The organism is Streptomyces antarcticus (assembly GCF_026627255.1).
Classification (GTDB): Bacteria; Actinomycetota; Actinomycetes; order Streptomycetales; family Streptomycetaceae; genus Streptomyces; species Streptomyces antarcticus.
The window spans coordinates 101,876-118,215 of the sequence record NZ_JAPNLM010000015.1; the positions used below are offsets into that span (position 1 = coordinate 101,876).

A 16,340-nucleotide genomic window follows, 5' to 3' on the forward strand; every position below is an offset into this window, starting at 1 on the left:
GAGTGAGCAAGACGACAGCCATGGCTGAGGCTCAGAACATTCCGGCGGGTTCCACCACTGCCGGCGCGATCGCGGTGGCCGCCGAGTCCACCGTCGCCACCCGGATGAGCGCGCCCCCGTCCTTCGACGTGGCCGACTTCCCGGTTCCGAACGGCCGCGAGGAGGAGTGGCGGTTCACCCCGCTCGCCCGCCTCAGGGGCCTGCACGACGGCACCGCGGTCGCCAACGGCACCATGAAGGCCCAGATCGACGCGCCCGACGTCGTGACGGTCGAGTCGGTGGAGCGCGGCGACGCGCGCATCGGCAAGGCCGGCACGCCGGTGGACCGGATCGCCGCCCAGGCGTTCTCGTCCTTCACCAAGGCCACGGTCGTCACCGTGCCCAAGGAGGCCGTCCTGACCGAGCCGGTGCGCGTCGCGCTGCACGGTGAGGGCGGCACGACCTTCGGCCACACGGTCTTCGACGTCCAGGCGTTCGCCGAGGCCGTCGTCGTCATCGACCACACCGGTGACGGCGTGCGCGCCGCCAACGTCGACTTCCTCGTCGGCGACGGCGCCAAGCTCACCGTCGTGTCCGTGCAGGACTGGGACGACACCGCCGTCCACGTGTCCCAGCACAACGTGCTGATCGGCCGTGACGCGACCTTCAAGTCGATCATCGTCACCTTCGGCGGCGACCTGGTACGGCTGCACCCGCGCGTGACCTACGCCGGCCCCGGCGGCGAGGCCGAGCTCTTCGGCCTGTACTTCACGGACGCCGGCCAGCACCAGGAGCACCGCCTCCTGGTCGACCACAGTGCCCCGCACTGCAAGTCGAACGTGGTCTACAAGGGCGCGCTCCAGGGCCAGGACGCCCACGCGGTCTGGATCGGTGACGTGCTCATCGAGAAGACCGCCGAGGGCACCGACACCTACGAGATGAACCGCAACCTCGTCCTCACGGACGGCGCGCGGGTCGACTCGGTGCCGAACCTGGAGATCGAGACCGGCGAGATCGTCGGCGCCGGCCACGCCTCCGCGACCGGCCGCTTCGACGACGAGCAGCTCTTCTACCTCCAGTCCCGCGGCATCCCGGCCGACGAGGCCCGCCGTCTGGTCGTGCGCGGCTTCTTCGCCGAGCTCGTCCAGCAGATCGGTGTCGACGACATCGAGGAGCGCCTGCTCTCCAAGATCGAGACCGAGCTCCAGGGTTCCGTCTGATGAATTACGTCAAGGCCTGTGCGCTGAGCGAGCTGGAAGCGGACACCCCCAAGCGGGTCGAGCTGGACGGCACGCCGGTGTCCATCGTCTCCACCGAGGGGGAGGTGTTCGCGATCAACGACATCTGCTCGCACGCGAACGTGTCCCTCTCGGAGGGCGAGGTCGAGGACTGCATGATCGAGTGCTGGCTGCACGGGTCGTCCTTCGACCTGCGCACCGGAAAGCCGTCCGGCCTGCCCGCGACGCGCCCCGTACCCGTATACCCCGTAAAGATCGAAGGGGACGACGTGCTCGTCTCCCTCACCCAGGAGTCCTGAGGTATCCATGGCAACGCTTGAAATCCACGACCTGCACGTCACCGTCGAGACCGGCGACTCGGCGACGGGTGCCCGCGAGATCCTCAAGGGCGTCGACCTCACCGTCAAGCAGGGTGAGACGCACGCCATCATGGGTCCGAACGGCTCCGGCAAGTCCACCCTGGCCTACTCGCTGGCCGGTCACCCGAAGTACACCATCACCGGTGGCACCGTGACCCTCGACGGCGAAGACGTCCTGGAGATGTCCGTCGACGAGCGCGCCCGCGCCGGCCTGTTCCTCGCCATGCAGTACCCGGTCGAGGTCCCTGGCGTCTCGGTCTCCAACTTCCTGCGCACCTCGGCCACCGCGATCCGCGGCGAGGCGCCGAAGCTGCGTACCTGGGTGAAGGAGGTCAAGGCCGCCATGGAGCAGCTCTCCATGGACACCTCCTTCGCCGAGCGCAACGTCAACGAGGGCTTCTCCGGCGGTGAGAAGAAGCGCCACGAGATCCTCCAGCTGGAGCTCCTCAAGCCGAAGATCGCGATCCTCGACGAGACCGACTCCGGCCTGGACGTCGACGCCCTGCGCGTCGTCTCCGAGGGCGTCAACCGGGTCCGCGAGGGTGGCGAGGTCGGCACGCTGCTGATCACCCACTACACGCGCATCCTGCGCTACATCAAGCCCGACTTCGTTCACGTGTTCGCGAACGGCCGCATCGCCGAGTCCGGTGGCGCCGAGCTCGCCGACCAGCTGGAGGCCGAGGGCTACGACAAGTACGTGAAGGGTGGCGCGACCGCGTGACACAGCTGCCTGGCCTCCTCGACACCGAGGCGATCCGCAAGGACTTCCCCCTGCTGGATCGTGTGGTCCACGACGGGAAGAAGATCGTTTACCTGGACAACGCTGCGACCTCGCAGAAGCCGCGCCAGGTGCTCGACGCGCTGAACGAGTACTACGAGCAGCACAACGCCAACGTCCACCGCGGCGTGCACGTGCTCGCCGAGGAGGCCACGGCGCTGTACGAGGGCGCTCGCGACAAGGTCGCCGCCTTCATCAACGCTCCGAGCCGCAACGAGGTGATCTTCACCAAGAACGCCTCGGAGTCGCTCAACCTGGTCGCGAACATGCTCGGCTGGGCGGACGAGCCCTACCGGGTCGACCGCGAGACCGAGATCGCCATCACGGAGATGGAGCACCACTCCAACATCGTCCCGTGGCAGCTGCTCGCGCAGCGCACCGGAGCGAAGCTGAAGTGGTTCGGCCTCACCGACGACGGCCGGCTCGACCTGTCCAACATCGAAGAGGTCATCACGGAGAAGACGAAGATCGTCTCCTTCACGCTGGTCTCCAACATCATGGGCACGGTCAACCCGGTCGAGGCGATCGTCCGGCGCGCCCAGGACGTCGGCGCGCTGGTGCTGATCGACGCCTCCCAGGCCGCTCCGCACATGCCGCTGGACGTGCAGGCGCTCGGCGCCGACTTCGTGGCCTTCACCGGCCACAAGATGTGCGGCCCGACCGGCATCGGCGTCCTCTGGGGCCGCCAGGAGCTGCTCGAGGACCTGCCGCCGTTCCTCGGCGGCGGCGAGATGATCGAGACCGTGTCGATGCACGCCTCGACGTACGCCCCGGCGCCCCACAAGTTCGAGGCGGGCACGCCCCCGATCGCCCAGGCCGTCGGCCTCGGCGCGGCCGTGGACTACCTGACCGCGATCGGCATGGACAAGATCGCCGCGCACGAGCACGCGATCACCGAGTACGCGGTCAGGCGCCTCCTGGAGGTGCCCGACCTGCGGATCATCGGCCCCGCCACGGCCGAGGACCGCGGCGCCGCGATCTCCTTCACGCTCGGTGACATCCACCCGCACGACGTCGGCCAGGTTCTGGACGAGCAGGGCATCGCGGTCCGCGTGGGACACCACTGCGCGCGCCCGGTCTGCCTGCGGTACGGAATTCCTGCGACGACGCGGGCGTCTTTCTACCTGTACTCCTCTCCGGCCGAGGTCGACGCGCTGATCGACGGCCTGGAGCACGTACGTAACTTCTTCGGATGACGAAGGACACGACGAAGGTGTTGGGGCCGCAGTGAAGATGGATTCGATGTACCAGGAACTGATCCTGGACCACTACAAGCACCCGCACGGGCGTGGCCTGCGCGAGGGCGACGCCGAGGTGCACCACGTCAACCCCACCTGCGGTGACGAGATCACACTGCGCGTGAAGTACGACGGGGAGACGCTGACCGACGTCTCGTACGAGGGTCAGGGCTGCTCCATCAGCCAGGCCAGCGCGTCCGTACTGAACGAGCTGCTCGTCGGCAAGGAGCTGGCCGAGGCGCGGAAGATCCAGGAAGTGTTCCTGGAGCTGATGCAGTCCAAGGGCAAGCTGGAGCCGACCGAGGAGATGGAGGAGGTGCTGGAGGACGCGGTCGCGTTCGCCGGCGTCTCCAAGTATCCGGCGCGTGTGAAATGTGCTCTGCTGAGCTGGATGGCGTGGAAGGACGCGACCGCCCAGGCACTGGGCGGCGCGGAGAGGGAGACGGTATGACCGACAACGCGACGCCCGAGGCGTCGATCAAGCCGGCCACCGAGGAGGAGGTCCGCGAGGCCCTCTACGACGTGGTCGACCCCGAGCTGGGCATCGACGTCGTCAACCTGGGCCTGATCTACGGGATCCACGTCGACGACGCGAACATCGCCACCCTCGACATGACGCTGACGTCGGCGGCCTGCCCGCTGACGGACGTCATCGAGGACCAGGCGAAGTCGGCGACGGACGGCATCGTCAACGAACTGCGCATCAACTGGGTCTGGATGCCCCCGTGGGGCCCGGACAAGATCACGGACGACGGTCGTGAGCAGCTTCGCGCGCTCGGCTTCAACGTCTGATCGACGCCCGCGTGTGAGGGCCCCCGGCACGGTCGTGCCGGGGGCCCTCCCTGTTCTCCGGGCGGACGGGTGGTGGGCACCGGGAGTTGGCCGCGGTGGCCGAATCTTCTCGACGGCCGTCACGACGTGGCGCAGCACTGGAGAGGACCCCCTGTGACCGTTCGCCTTTCACCGGCCCGCCGCCGTCTGGGCGCCGCGGGAGCCGCGGGAGCCGCGGCCCTGCTCGTCGCGGGGCTGGGCGCCCCCGCGCACGCCGCCGGGTACGCCGACCCGACGATCTCGCTGTCCGCCACGCACCTCAGCGGCGCGGTGGGCGCGTACGGCGACCCGTCCGTGACGGTGGACGTCGAGCAGGCCGGGATGCCGGCCGGCCTCCTGCGGCTGCGGGTGGTGTCGTCCAGCGACCCCTCGGTGGCGGGCGTGGGCGACGTGCGGCAGGAGCGGACCCGGACGGGCGACCGGACCCTGACCGTGCGGGCCCGCGCGCAGGGGTACACCGACCTGGTCCTGGAGGTGACCGGGCGCGGCGGGAAGACCGCGACCGCGACCCTGTCCTACGCCGCCTCGGCGCGGGTCGCCGGAGCGCCGGCCACGCGGTACCTCACCGGGTCCTCGGACGCCTCCGCCGCGGTCGACGCGGGCGGCGGGCACGTGCTGGTGGCCGACGACGAGTCCAACGTGCTGCGGCTCTACGACCGCTCCCGCTCGGGCGCGCCGGTGAAGACCTGGGACCTCGGCCCCGCCCTGGGCTGGAAGAAGGAGGCCGACATCGAGGCCGCCGCCCGGGTGGGCGACACCGTCTACTGGACCGGCTCGCTGGGCAACAACAAGGACGGCAAGTACAAGGCGGAGCGGAACACCGTCTTCACCACGAGGATCACCGGCTCGGGCGCCGCCACGGAGGTCACCTTCGGCAGCGCCTACAAGGGCCTGCGCGAGGACCTGGTCGCCTGGGACGCGGCGCACGGCGACCGCTACGGCTTCGCGGCCGGGACGGCGAACGGCCAGGTGCCGAAGCGGATCGACGGCTTCAACGTGGAGGGGCTGGAGTTCGCACCGGGCTCCACGACCACGGCCTACCTGGGCTTCCGGGCCCCGCTGGCCCCGGCGGTGCCGGGGGGCAGGGCGCTGGTCGTGCCGGTCACCAACATCGACCGGGTCCTGGCGGACGGCGCCAAGGCGGTCTTCGGCGAGCCGATCGAGATGGACCTCGGCGGCCTGGCCGTCCGGGACCTCCGAAAGAACGCGGCCGGCCAGTACCTGATCCTCGCCGGCTCCTTCGCCGCCGACGACAACTCCGACCCGTACGCGCTCTACCAGTGGGACGGCGTCCCCGGCCACGCCCCGAGGAAGCGGGCGGACCTGCCGACCACCGACCCCGGCGGCTGGGAGGCCGTGGTCAGCGTGCCCGACCTGCGCGTGCGCGGCGCCCGCGTCCAGCTGATCACCGACAGCGGCGCCGCCGACCTGTACGGGGACGGCACGGAGGCCAAGGACCTCGACCACCCGGAGTGGAAGAAGGCGCGGGCGGCCTGGTTCACCCTGGGGTGATCCGTGTGTGTACGGGCGTACGCAACGTTGTGTACGCTCGTACACATGCCGTACCTACTGCTCGCCGCGGCCATCGCCGCCGAGGTCGCCGGAACCACCGCCATGAAGTACAGCGACGGGTTCACGAAGCTGTGGCCGTCGCTGGGCACGCTGCTGGGGTGCGCCATCGCCTTCACCCTGCTCGCGCAGACGCTGAAGACGATGTCGGTCGGCACGGCGTACGCGATCTGGGCGGGCGTGGGCACGGCCGCCATCGCCGCCATCGGCATGGTGTTCATGGGGGAGGCGGCCGGCGCCGCGAAGATCTGCGGCATCGCGCTGGTGATCGGCGGGGTGGTCCTGCTGAACGTCGGCGGGGCGGCGCACTGATGGCCCCGGGCGTCCGCCGGTACGACCCCGACCGGCGGCAGCGGATCGTCGACGCGGCCATCCGGGTGGTCGGGGCCCAGGGCATCGCGGGGCTGAGCCACCGCAGCGCGGCCGCGGAGGCCGACGTACCGCTCGGGTCGACCACATACCACTTCAAGACCCTGGACGACCTGCTGGTCGCGGCGCTGCGCCAGGCCAACGAGGGCTTCGCGCGGGCCGTGGCGGACTCCGGGGCCCTGGCCGACCCGGACACGGACCTCGCGGCGGCGCTGGCGCGGCTGCTGGGCGAGTTCCTGACGGCCGACCGGGGCCGGGCGGAGCTGGAGTACGAGCTGTACCTGGAAGCCCTGCGGCGCCCCGCGCTGCGGCCGGTGGCGGCGCAGTGGTGCGAGGCGGTGGCGCGGGCGCTGGAGGCGCGGACGGATCCGGTGACGGCGCGGGCCCTGGTGGCGGTGGTCGACGGCATCGGGCTGCAGGTGCTGCTGACGGACGCGGAGTACGACGAGCCGTACGCGCGCGAGGTCCTGGGGCGGGTGCTGGGCCGGAGCTGAGGCCGGCGGGGCGGGAGGGTCGGCCGCGCCGGGCCGGTGTCCGTCGTCGCGCGGTCGTCCGTGCGTGTCCGTGTCCGCGGCCGCGCGGTCGTCCGTGTGTGTGGTCGCGCGGTGGTCCGTGTCCGTGGTCGCGGTCGTTCGTGTGCGTGTTCCGTGCACGTTCTGGACGGGGGACACGGACCGGCACATGAGACCGGTTCGCGACCGCGGGCCGTCGCCGGTTAGGTTTCGGGCATGACTGCTACGCGTACCACCGGCGCCGTCGCCGCCGGACTTGCCACCATCACCGCCGACGGCACCGTCCTCGACACCTGGTTCCCCGCCCCCCGGCTGGTCGCCGAGCCCGGCCCGGCCGGCACCGAGCGCCTCACCGCCGAACAGGCCGTGGAGCTGCTCGGCGCCACCGCGCCGAAGGCGATCCGCTCGGACGCGGTCCGCGGCGTCGAGGTCGTAGCCGTCCGCACCGTCATCAGCTCCCTCGAGGACAAGCCGCTGGACGCGCACGACGCGTACCTGCGCCTGCACCTGCTCAGCCACCGCCTGGTCAAGCCGCACGGGCAGAACCTCGACGGCGTCTTCGGCCTGCTCACCAACGTCGCCTGGACCTCGCTCGGCCCGGTCGCGGTCGACCAGGTCGAGACCGTCCGCCTCAACGCGCGCGCCGAAGGCCTGCACCTCCAGGTCACCTCGATCGACAAGTTCCCGCGGATGACGGATTACGTCGCCCCCAAGGGCGTGCGCATCGCCGACGCGGACCGTGTCCGCCTCGGCGCGTACCTCGCCGAGGGCACCACCGTGATGCACGAGGGCTTCGTCAACTTCAACGCCGGGACCCTGGGCACCTCCATGGTCGAGGGCCGCATCTCCGCCGGCGTCGTCGTCGGCGACGGCTCCGACATCGGCGGCGGCGCGTCCACCATGGGCACCCTGTCGGGCGGCGGCAAGCAGATCATCTCGATCGGCGAGCGCACCCTGATCGGCGCCGAGGCGGGCGTGGGCATCGCGCTGGGCGACGAGTGCGTCGTCGAAGCCGGCCTCTACGTGACCTCGGGCACCCGCGTCACCCTTCCGGACGGCCAGATCGTCAAGGCCCTGGAGCTCTCGGGCGCCAGCAACATCCTCTTCCGCCGCAACTCGGTGACCGGCGCGGTCGAGGCCCGCCCGTACAAGGCGGCCTGGGGCGGCCTGAACGAGGTCCTGCACAGCCACAACTGATGCCCCACCGCCGGTGCCGCGGCTGACCCGCTGCCGGCGGCCGGTGCCGGTCGTCACTGAGCGCCCTCCCGCAGTCCGGGAGGGCGCTCAGCGGCGTTTCGGGCCTGGGCGGAGCCCGGGACGGCCTGGCGGTCTAGCGCAGGGGGATCGTGCGGATCAGGCCCGCGAAGGCCTGCTGCTCCGCCTCCGTCAGCTCCACCGACTCCATCGGGTGCGCGGCGCGGGTGCGCTGTACCGGGATGGCCGACAGGCCGTCGAAGGCGCCGGGCTCCGGGTGGTGGAAGCGGCTGTCCCACAGCATGTGACCGAGGCCGACGACCCAGACGAAAGCGGCCACGAACAGGACGGCGAGGCCGATTTCCTGGGCGAGGGAGATGGAGGGGAACACGCGGTCCTCCAGGGAGAGCGGGCGGTACAAGGCGGTACAAGACCGGGCGTGCGGATACTCAACACCACAACCGGTCCATTCGGTAGGGATGTGTCGAACGTCACGCCAGGGCCGAAAGTCCCCAACTCGCCCGTGAAGGGCACGAAGGAGACGAACGCCCGGCGGACGTGAAGGGGCGTCCGTGTCGAAGCAGTGGGCCCGGCCGCGGGGGTACCCCCGCGGTAGCGGCCGGGGAGTCGGCCGGGCCCTCTGCGGTCCGGGGGCTACGGGCGGAAGCGCAGCACCTGCGGGTCGTGGTCGCTGTTCTGGGCCGAGAACTCCGCGTTGATGTGCACGCTGTCGTACGTGAAGTTCTTGATCGCCGGGCTGGTCAGGATCTGGTCCAGCACCTGCGCGTTGCCCTGGTACACGTACGAGTACCGCTCGGCCTTCGGCAGCGACTTGATGGCCGGGTAGAGGGCCCCGCCGTCCGCCAGCGCGTTCGTCGTCGCCGAGAACTCGAAGTCGTTGATGTCACCGAGGACCAGGACGTTCGCGTTCTTCTCCGCCGCGAGGATCTCCTTCACGAAGCCGTTCACGGACTGCGCCTGGAGCAGCCGCTTGGCCTCCGAGGAGCGCACCGGCGGCTGGTGGTGCGAGGTCAGGCCCTCGTCGCCGCCCTTGGAGCCGAAGTGGTTGGCGATCACGAAGACCGTCTTGCCGCGGAAGGTGAACTCGCCGGCCAGCGGCTTGCGGCTGTCCGTCCACGCCGGGTTCGCGGGGTCGATGCGGCCGGGGGAGTGGGTCAGGGCAGCCTTGCCCTTCTCCTTGACCACGCCGGTCGCCGTCACCGCGTCGCCCGGGGCGCGCTCGGTGAAGGAGACCCGCGCCGGGTTGTAGAGGAACACCTGGCGGATGTTGCCGCCGGGCTCGCCGCCGTCCTTCTTGTCCTGCGGGTTGACGGTCCGCCACTGGTAGGCCGGGCCGCCCGCCGCCGTGATGGCCGCGGTGAACTTCGCGAGCGTCTGCTCGGCCGAGACCGTGCCGTCGTTCTTGGCGCCGTTGTCGTCCTGGATCTCCTCCAGGGCGAGGATGTCGGGGGAGGCCAGGTTCTCCACGACCGCCTTGCCGAGCGCGTCGAACTTCTCCTGCGGGTCGCTCGGGTCGAGGTTCTCGACGTTGTACGTCGCCACCGCGAGCTCGTTCGAGGCCTGCGCCTTGGTCTTCTCGGGGGCGAGGGTGCCCGCCTTGACCGTGCCGAGCGTGCGGGCCACCAGGGTGTAGCCGCCGAACTGGTTGAAGTCCAGCGGGCCTTCGGTGGTGCCGGTCAGGCGGTCGCCGACGTTGGCCACCGGGAAGGGCTGCTGCGCGAGGGGCGCGAGCTGCTGGATCTGGAGGCGGCCGGTGTTCTGGGACTCGTACGAGCCGTAGACCGTCCCGCCGCGCTTGGCGGCGTTCTCCCAGCCCTTCACCGTGACCCACAGCTCCGCGTACGGGTCGGTGGCGCCGACGACGCGCGAGGTGCCGATGCGGACGTTCATCCCCTCGAGGGACTCGTAGTGGTCCAGCGCGTAGCGGGAGGGCTCCAGGGTCAGGCCGTTGATGCTGCCGCCGGCGGCCGGGTCGCCGGCCGGGGCGTACTCGGCGGGCACGGTGTACTCGGTGATCGCGGTGGCCGCGGGCAGGGCGTTGCCCGAGGAGACCACGGTGACGACGGGCTTGGAGATCTGGGTCACGGACTGGTTCCCGGAGTTGACGCCGCCGGGGACGTACTCGCCGACCGTGCCGGAGACCTTGACCGCGTCACCCGCGGCGACGGTCGGGACCGAGCCGGTGAAGACGAACACGCCTTCGCTCGTCGCGTCGTTGTCGTCGGCGTCCGGGGCCTGGATCCAGAAGCCGCGCGAGCCGTACGTGCGCACGCCCGTCACGATGCCCTCGACGTCCGCGACCTGCTGACCGTTGAGCGGGGATATCCGGGTGGTGCCCTGGATGTCGTGGACGCGTATCGGATCGGCGGCGGCGCCGCCTTCGGCCGCGTCGGCGGAGCCCACGAGCAGGCCGGTGGCCAGGGCGGTGGCGACGAGGGCCGCGACGGCGGCGGAACGGGGATGCGAGGAGCGCATGGTCAGGGACTCCGGTGTGGGATGAGGGAAACGGAGAAGTGCGGCGTGAAGACGTCCGGGGAGTTTGCGGCTCCCGATATATCTACGCGCGTCAATTTCCTGTGTGGCGCGCAAAGTTGTCAAGGGGTCCAGGGAATACGACAGCTGACTGTGTGATGAACCAAAGGCGCCGACCCGCCGGACGCGCCCGAAATGCGTCTACGCTGGGACGCCGTACGGGGACCGCGTCCGCCCCGGAGGGGCCCGGACGGCCCGCCCGGCCGGGCCGCACCGCCGTACCCGTCCGCCCCGGCCGATCGTCACGGCCCGCCCCACCGCGTCCGCGAGGAGAACCACCCCATGTCCGCAGAGCCGCACCCCACTCTGCCGCCGGTCCGGCTGCACTCCGACGCGGAACTGGCCGGGGCCGCCCTGGCCGCCCCGCTGTTCGCGCGCGCCGTACGGCTGGCCCGCTGGGCCGGGCCCGCCACCCGCGTCGATGTCGGCGGTGAACTCGTCGCCGAGCAGCTGCCGGAGGCCGCCGCGGTCCTCGGGCTCGACGCCGGCGACGCGGACTCCGCCATGTACGCGAGCCAGGCCTGGCGGGTGGCCGTGGACACCGGCCTGGTCGACGTGACCGAGCCGGAGGACGACGGCACGGAGGCCCCCGGTACGGGCGCGGACACACCGGGTACGGGCGCGGACACACCGGGTACGGGCGCGGACGCCGCCGACGTAGGCGCGGAGGCCGCCGGGGTCGGCGCGGGCACCCCCGATGTCGAAGCGGGCACCCCCGGGACCGGCGCGGACGTCCTCCGGGCGAACCACGGAACCGCCGCGCCCGGCGAGGACCTCGCGCTCGTGACGGGCGGCGCGCCCGGCGACGTACTCGACTTGTGGCTGGCGGCCCTGGACACGGTCCTCGCCGACGCGGCGGTGCCCGACCTGGACGACCTCGTCGACGCGCTGGACGCGGGCGGCGGTGTCGACTTCGACCGGCTGGACTGGAACCCGAGCCGCGAGGCGGACTTCCTCGACGGCGTCCTCGCCAACCTCTACCTGCTCACCGTCGCCGAGGGCGGGGCCGCGGACGAACCGGTTCCGCTGCCCGTGCTCGCCGCGTCCATGGTGGTGCCCGACGACATGGGCGAGCCCACCGACGCCGTACTGGAGCAGGTCTCCGACGCGATGATGCGCCTCGACGACCAGTTCCGGCAGCTGGAGCCCATCGGGCTGGTCGAGTTCCGGCCCGTCGACGAAGCGCTGATGGCGGAGACGGACGACGCGGACATCGCGGCCGGGCACCCCGGCGGCGGTGTCGACGGCGGTGACGACGCCGAGGACGTGTCCCGTTACGGCATGGTCCGCCTGACGCCGCTGGGCCTCTACGGCGTCCGCGCCCGGATGCTGGAGGCGGGGGTCGACGCCCCGGCCATCGGCGACCTGGCCGGCAAGGGTGCGGACGCGCTGCTCGACGCGGTCTGCGTCTACCCCGAGGGCGCCGCCCAGGCGGAGCTGGAACAGTGGCTGAGCGGCCGCGAACTGCCCGCCGCCGCCGCCGAGCTGCTCGCCGCGGCCCGCGGCGTGGACGAGGCGGCCCCGCTGCGTCGGCTGCGCTGCCAGCAGGCCCTCGCACCGGCCGGGCCGGAGGCCGAGGTGGCGGTCCGCGCGGTGCTGGACGACCCGGAGCTCGGTGGGCTCGCCCGGGTCTGGCTGGCCGAGCGCGGGGCGGCCGACGTACCAGCGCCGGACGCGTCCCTGGTGTTCTGGCTGACGGTCGACACGATCGCGGCGCAGCTCGCCGCGGACGGCGAGACGGGGGAACTGCCGCTCCTGATGGAGACCCTGACCGCCCATCACGCGGGCTTCTTCGAGAAGGCCTGGCGGGTGGAACACCCGGCCACCGTCTACGTGCTGGAGGCGATGGGCCGGCTGCACCCGGACAAGAAGGCGGCGAAGGAGGCCCGGAAGGCCGCGTTCAAGGCCCGCTCCCGGCAGGCCTGAGCCGGGGCCCGCCCGGGCACGGGGACGCGGGACGCGCCCGGCGGGCCCTGAGTCACGCCGGGGCGGTGGGCCGGGAGGCGGTCCGGGGCCGGAGGCGGTCAGGGCGCGGGCAGACCGGTGGTCCGGCCTCCCGCGGCGACCGGTGGTCCGGCCTCCCGCGGCGACCGGTGGTCCGGCCTCCCGGGGCGGGGGCGGTTCCGCCCGGACGGTGGGCCGTCCGGGCCGTCCGGGCCGTCCGGGCCGTCCGGCGGGCGGCGACAACGCGCCGTTCCTGGGCCGGAGTCCGCCATTGCGGCCCCGGGCAAGGGGCCGGTTCGTCTTTCTGGGTAGTTCAGCCGCCGTTCACGTGCGGGCGGGAGCGTGTGCGCCGACGACCGTACGACAGGCGCACCACCTCCCCACCCTGGAGCCCCGATGCCGCTCACCCGCAGAGACTTCACCGCCCGCACCGTGATCGCCGGAGCGGGCGTCGCGCTCACCGGGACGGTCGGCGCCCTGGCCACCGCGCCGGGGGCCCTCGCCGCCGAAGACGGCACGCTCCGCGACGCGCACGGAAAGCCCTGCGAGCCCGGCTACGGACCGCTCGTCCCCGACCCGGCCGGACTGCTCGCCCTCCCCGCCGGATTCCGGTACCGGGTGATCACGCACAGCGGGGTGACCAGGCTGGAGACCGGCGAGACCACCCCGTCCAACCACGACGGCACGGCAGCCTTCGCGGGCCACCGCGGGGTCACCCTCCTCGTCAACAACCACGAGCTCAAGGGCAGGCGCGAGACCTGGCCGCGCCCGGTCCCGCACACCGAGGGCCTCGTCTACGACCCGGCCGCGGCCGGCGGCTGCACGGTCGTCGAGGTCCGGCGCGGCGGCGAGGTCGCCGAATGGGTGGGCATCGCCGGTACGTCGACCAACTGCGCGGGCGGTGCCACCCCGTGGGACACCTGGCTCACCTGCGAGGAGAACTCCGACCTCGCCGGCAAGAACGGCATGACCAAGGACCACGGCTACGTCTTCGAGGTCGACCCGCACGACCGGCACGCCAACCGCGACCCGCGGCCCGTCAAGGCCTTCGGGCGCTACGACCACGAGGCCGTGGTCATCGACCCGCGCCAGGGCCACGCCTACCTGACGGAAGACGCCTCCGGCCCCAACGGGCTGCTCTACCGCTGGACCCCGCCCCGCGGCTTCCGCCACGGGCGCGGCAGGCTCCGTACGCTCGCCGACGACGCGGGTGCGCTCCAGGCCGCCAAGTGCATCGACCGTACGGGCCGGTTCGTCGACGACCTGTCGCGCGCGACGCGGATCGGAACCGTCTACGGGGTCGACTGGGTGGACGTGCCGGACCGGGACGCGCGGACGGTGCCGGTGCGCGGGCAGTTCGCAGACGGCGTCGTGACGCGCGGCCGCAAGCTGGAGGGCATGTGGTGGGCCGACGGCGGAGCGTACTTCGTCTCGTCCTACGCGCGCGCGGAGAGCCCGGGCGCCGCGCACGACGGCCAGGTGTGGTTCTACGACCCGAAGCGGCGCACGGTCCGGCTGACCGTCCTGATCGGGGTGAACGCCGACCCGTCGGCGGACGGCGGCTACGACGGCCCCGACAACATCACCGTGTCGCCGTACGGCGGACTGGTCATCGCGGAGGACGGATCGGGACTGCAGCACCTCTTCGGCGCGACCGGGGACGGCCGCACGTATCCGCTGGCGCGCAACGAGCTGAACATCGGATCGGCGCAGGAGCCGGAATACTCGGAGTTCACGGGGGTCTGCTTCTCACCGGACGGGCGCACGCTGTACGCCAACATCCAGGACCCGGGGATCATGCTGGCCGTCACCGGTCCGTGGCGGCGCGGGCGCTGAGCGCCGCCGCACGACGGGATCCGCGGCCCCGGGACGCCGTGCCGGAGGAGGCGCCTCTGAGGGCCGGGGGGCCGCCGCTTCGGACGGCCCGCCGGCTCACTGGGTTGCGGAGACCTCCGCGCGGGAGGCGACGGCCCACTCGGCGAGGAGGAACTCATACGCCTCCGAGGGCCACTCGCCGCCCACACCGGTGTCGACGAGGTGCCGGATCGCCTCGTTCGCCTCGGAGGCGGACGGGCGGGCCGGACCCGTGGGTGTGGGTGACTCGTGCATGAGTCCAAGGCTACGGGCGGGCACTGACAGCCACCTCCGGATTACGCGTGGCTTCCATCACCCGCGACGGTCCCCGGCGCCACCACGTGCCCGCCCACCTGCTCAGAGTGCCTGCGCGGCGGGCTTGACCATGCCGCGCACTGTGCGCGACTTCACAAACTCGCCGATCGCCGTCATCTCCCACTCGCCGGTGAACTGCTTGATGAGCTTGGCCATCATCACGCCGGTCTGCGGCTCGGCGCCGGTGAGGTCGAAGCGGACCAGCTCCTCGCCGCTCGCCGCGTCGATCAAACGGCAGTAGGCCTTGGCCACTTCGCTGAACTTCTGGCCCGAGAAGGAGTTGACGGTGAAGACCAGGCCGGTGGCGTCGGCGGGCAGCCGGCCGAGGTCCACGACGATCACCTCGTCGTCGCCCGCGCCCTCTCCGGTGAGGTTGTCGCCGGAGTGCTTGACGGCGCCGCCGAGGATCGACAGCTTGCCGAAGTAGCAGCTGTCGATGTGGTTGCGCTGCGGGCCGTACGCGATGACGGAGGCGTCGAGGTCGATGTCCTTGCCGCGGAACGCCGGCTCCCAGCCCAGGCCCATCTTGACCTGGGAGAGGAGCGGGCGGCCGCCCTTGACCAGGGAGACGGTCTGGTTCTTCTGGAGGGTGACCCGGCCCTTGTCGAGGTTGATCTTCCCGGCGCCCGGCGCGGCGGCGGGGGCCGGGGGCGCGGCCGCGGGGACCGGCGCGGCCGGGGCGGGCGTCGTCGCACCGCCGAGCCAGGGGGAGACGGGGTGGACGGGCGGGGCGGGCTGCGCCGGCGGTGCGGGCGGGGCGACCGGGGCGGCGGCCGCCGCGGGGGCCGGCTCCTCCTCGACGGAGACCCCGAAGTCCGTGGCGATGCCGGCGAGGCCGTTCGCGTACCCCTGGCCGACCGCGCGGACCTTCCACACGCCGCCGCGCTGGTAGACCTCGACGACGACGAGCGCGGTCTCGGTGCCCAGCTGCGGCGGGGTGAAGGTGGCGATCACCGTGCCGCCGTCCGCGTCGCGCACGGTGGCGGTGGGCTCGATGCCCTGGAAGGACTGCCCCGCGGCGTCGGGGCTGGCCGTGACCACGATGCGCTCGATGCCCGGCGGTACCGAGGCGGTGTCCACGGTGATCGAGTCCGGCGCCGACCCGCCGCCGGACCGGTAGGCGACACCGGGCCCGGAGGGCTGGTTGAAGAAGATGAAGTCGGCGTCGGAGCGCACCTTGCCGTCCGCCGTGAGGAGCAGGGCCGATACGTCGAGCCGTACCGGCGCCGCCACGTCGACCGTCACGCGGACGGCATTGAGCGGCAGGTTGGATCCAGGGGTCATAGCGGTCATGCCGGGAGAACGACCGGAGGTGCTTTGCCGTTCCCTTACCCTCGCGAGAGATTTCAGTGGCGGTTGCGCGGGTGGCTCTTCGCCGTGCGCTCGTTGCCGAACTTGTACGAGCCCGTCCAGCGGGCCATCACGAGCTGCGGGTCCCCGGACGCCACCTCGGCGAGGAACGCGGCGGCCCGGTTCCCGCGCAGGGTGGCCGCGGCGCGGCCCTGGTGGGTGATGGCGACGCAGTGCTCGCCCCGTTGTTCGTACGTGAAACTGTGCGGTTTCGGCATGGGCCGCAGCCTGCCCGGCCGGGGGCGGGGCGGCAACGG

Annotated in this window: 17 protein-coding genes; 12 read left to right on the forward strand and 5 right to left on the reverse strand. The window is 72.1% G+C overall.

Features of this window, described 5'->3' with window-relative positions; genetic code table 11:
• The first annotated feature begins 20 nt into the window (after window positions 1-20).
• The 10 genes from sufD (at window position 21) to dapD (ending at window position 8,070) form a co-directional block, all read left to right on the forward strand.
• Window positions 21-1,199 (forward strand): Fe-S cluster assembly protein SufD, encoded by a 1,179-nt coding sequence (gene sufD / locus OTB16_RS22645; protein WP_267722348.1) that lies wholly within the window; start codon window positions 21-23, stop codon window positions 1,197-1,199.
• Window positions 1,199-1,516, forward strand: coding sequence for a bifunctional 3-phenylpropionate/cinnamic acid dioxygenase ferredoxin subunit (locus OTB16_RS22650; protein WP_267722351.1), 318 nt, complete (start codon window positions 1,199-1,201; stop codon window positions 1,514-1,516). Before sufD ends, OTB16_RS22650 begins: the two co-directional genes overlap by 1 nt.
• Before the next feature lie 7 nt (window positions 1,517-1,523).
• Window positions 1,524-2,297: a Fe-S cluster assembly ATPase SufC gene (gene sufC / locus OTB16_RS22655; RefSeq protein WP_267722352.1), complete on the forward strand. Its 774-nt coding sequence runs from the start codon at window positions 1,524-1,526 to the stop codon at window positions 2,295-2,297.
• On the forward strand, window positions 2,294-3,550 hold the full coding sequence (locus tag OTB16_RS22660; protein WP_267722353.1) for a cysteine desulfurase: 1,257 nt from the start codon (window positions 2,294-2,296) through the stop codon (window positions 3,548-3,550). Before sufC ends, OTB16_RS22660 begins: the two co-directional genes overlap by 4 nt.
• Window positions 3,551-3,581: 31 nt before the next feature.
• Window positions 3,582-4,043 (forward strand): Fe-S cluster assembly sulfur transfer protein SufU, encoded by a 462-nt coding sequence (sufU, locus tag OTB16_RS22665; protein WP_267722355.1) that lies wholly within the window; start codon window positions 3,582-3,584, stop codon window positions 4,041-4,043.
• A complete protein-coding gene (locus tag OTB16_RS22670; RefSeq protein ID WP_008741046.1) occupies window positions 4,040-4,384 on the forward strand; it encodes a metal-sulfur cluster assembly factor in 345 nt (114 codons plus the stop codon). The genes sufU and OTB16_RS22670 overlap by 4 nt, the downstream gene beginning before the upstream one ends.
• Before the next feature lie 153 nt (window positions 4,385-4,537).
• Window positions 4,538-5,935, forward strand: coding sequence for a hypothetical protein (locus OTB16_RS22675; protein WP_420717776.1), 1,398 nt, complete (start codon window positions 4,538-4,540; stop codon window positions 5,933-5,935).
• A 45-nt stretch (window positions 5,936-5,980) separates the two neighbouring features.
• Complete coding sequence (locus tag OTB16_RS22680) at window positions 5,981-6,304, forward strand: DMT family transporter (protein WP_267722360.1); 324 nt, start codon at window positions 5,981-5,983, stop codon at window positions 6,302-6,304.
• Window positions 6,304-6,855: a TetR/AcrR family transcriptional regulator gene (locus OTB16_RS22685; RefSeq protein WP_267722361.1), complete on the forward strand. Its 552-nt coding sequence runs from the start codon at window positions 6,304-6,306 to the stop codon at window positions 6,853-6,855. Before OTB16_RS22680 ends, OTB16_RS22685 begins: the two co-directional genes overlap by 1 nt.
• Window positions 6,856-7,089: 234 nt before the next feature.
• Complete coding sequence (gene dapD, locus OTB16_RS22690) at window positions 7,090-8,070, forward strand: 2,3,4,5-tetrahydropyridine-2,6-dicarboxylate N-succinyltransferase (RefSeq protein WP_267722363.1); 981 nt, start codon at window positions 7,090-7,092, stop codon at window positions 8,068-8,070.
• A 133-nt stretch (window positions 8,071-8,203) separates the two neighbouring features.
• Here the strand turns inward: dapD and OTB16_RS22695 are convergent, their stop codons facing one another.
• The gene (locus tag OTB16_RS22695; RefSeq protein ID WP_267722364.1) at window positions 8,204-8,458 is read right to left on the reverse strand and encodes a hypothetical protein; all 255 of its coding nucleotides are present in this window, start codon (window positions 8,456-8,458) and stop codon (window positions 8,204-8,206) included.
• A 263-nt stretch (window positions 8,459-8,721) separates the two neighbouring features.
• Window positions 8,722-10,563 carry an endonuclease/exonuclease/phosphatase family protein gene (locus tag OTB16_RS22700; RefSeq protein WP_267722366.1) on the reverse strand — a complete coding sequence of 614 codons (1,842 nt, stop codon included), beginning with the start codon at window positions 10,561-10,563 and terminating at the stop codon, window positions 8,722-8,724.
• 339 nt (window positions 10,564-10,902) lie between these two features.
• Between OTB16_RS22700 and OTB16_RS22705 the strand changes: the two genes are divergently transcribed.
• Together OTB16_RS22705 and OTB16_RS22710 are read left to right on the forward strand one after the other, a co-directional pair.
• Window positions 10,903-12,546, forward strand: coding sequence for a hypothetical protein (locus OTB16_RS22705; RefSeq protein WP_267722367.1), 1,644 nt, complete (start codon window positions 10,903-10,905; stop codon window positions 12,544-12,546).
• 414 nt (window positions 12,547-12,960) lie between these two features.
• Complete coding sequence (locus tag OTB16_RS22710; RefSeq protein ID WP_267722369.1) at window positions 12,961-14,400, forward strand: alkaline phosphatase PhoX; 1,440 nt, start codon at window positions 12,961-12,963, stop codon at window positions 14,398-14,400.
• Between the two features lie 96 nt (window positions 14,401-14,496).
• On the opposite strand, the gene OTB16_RS22715 is transcribed toward OTB16_RS22710, so the two are convergent.
• From OTB16_RS22715 to OTB16_RS22725, 3 genes are all read right to left on the reverse strand, one after another.
• Window positions 14,497-14,673: a hypothetical protein gene (locus OTB16_RS22715; protein ID WP_267722370.1), complete on the reverse strand. Its 177-nt coding sequence runs from the start codon at window positions 14,671-14,673 to the stop codon at window positions 14,497-14,499.
• Between the two features lie 102 nt (window positions 14,674-14,775).
• Complete coding sequence (locus tag OTB16_RS22720; protein ID WP_267722371.1) at window positions 14,776-16,026, reverse strand: TerD family protein; 1,251 nt, start codon at window positions 16,024-16,026, stop codon at window positions 14,776-14,778.
• Window positions 16,027-16,079: 53 nt separating this feature from the next.
• Complete coding sequence (locus tag OTB16_RS22725; RefSeq protein ID WP_267722372.1) at window positions 16,080-16,301, reverse strand: hypothetical protein; 222 nt, start codon at window positions 16,299-16,301, stop codon at window positions 16,080-16,082.
• Window positions 16,302-16,340 lie beyond the last annotated feature (39 nt).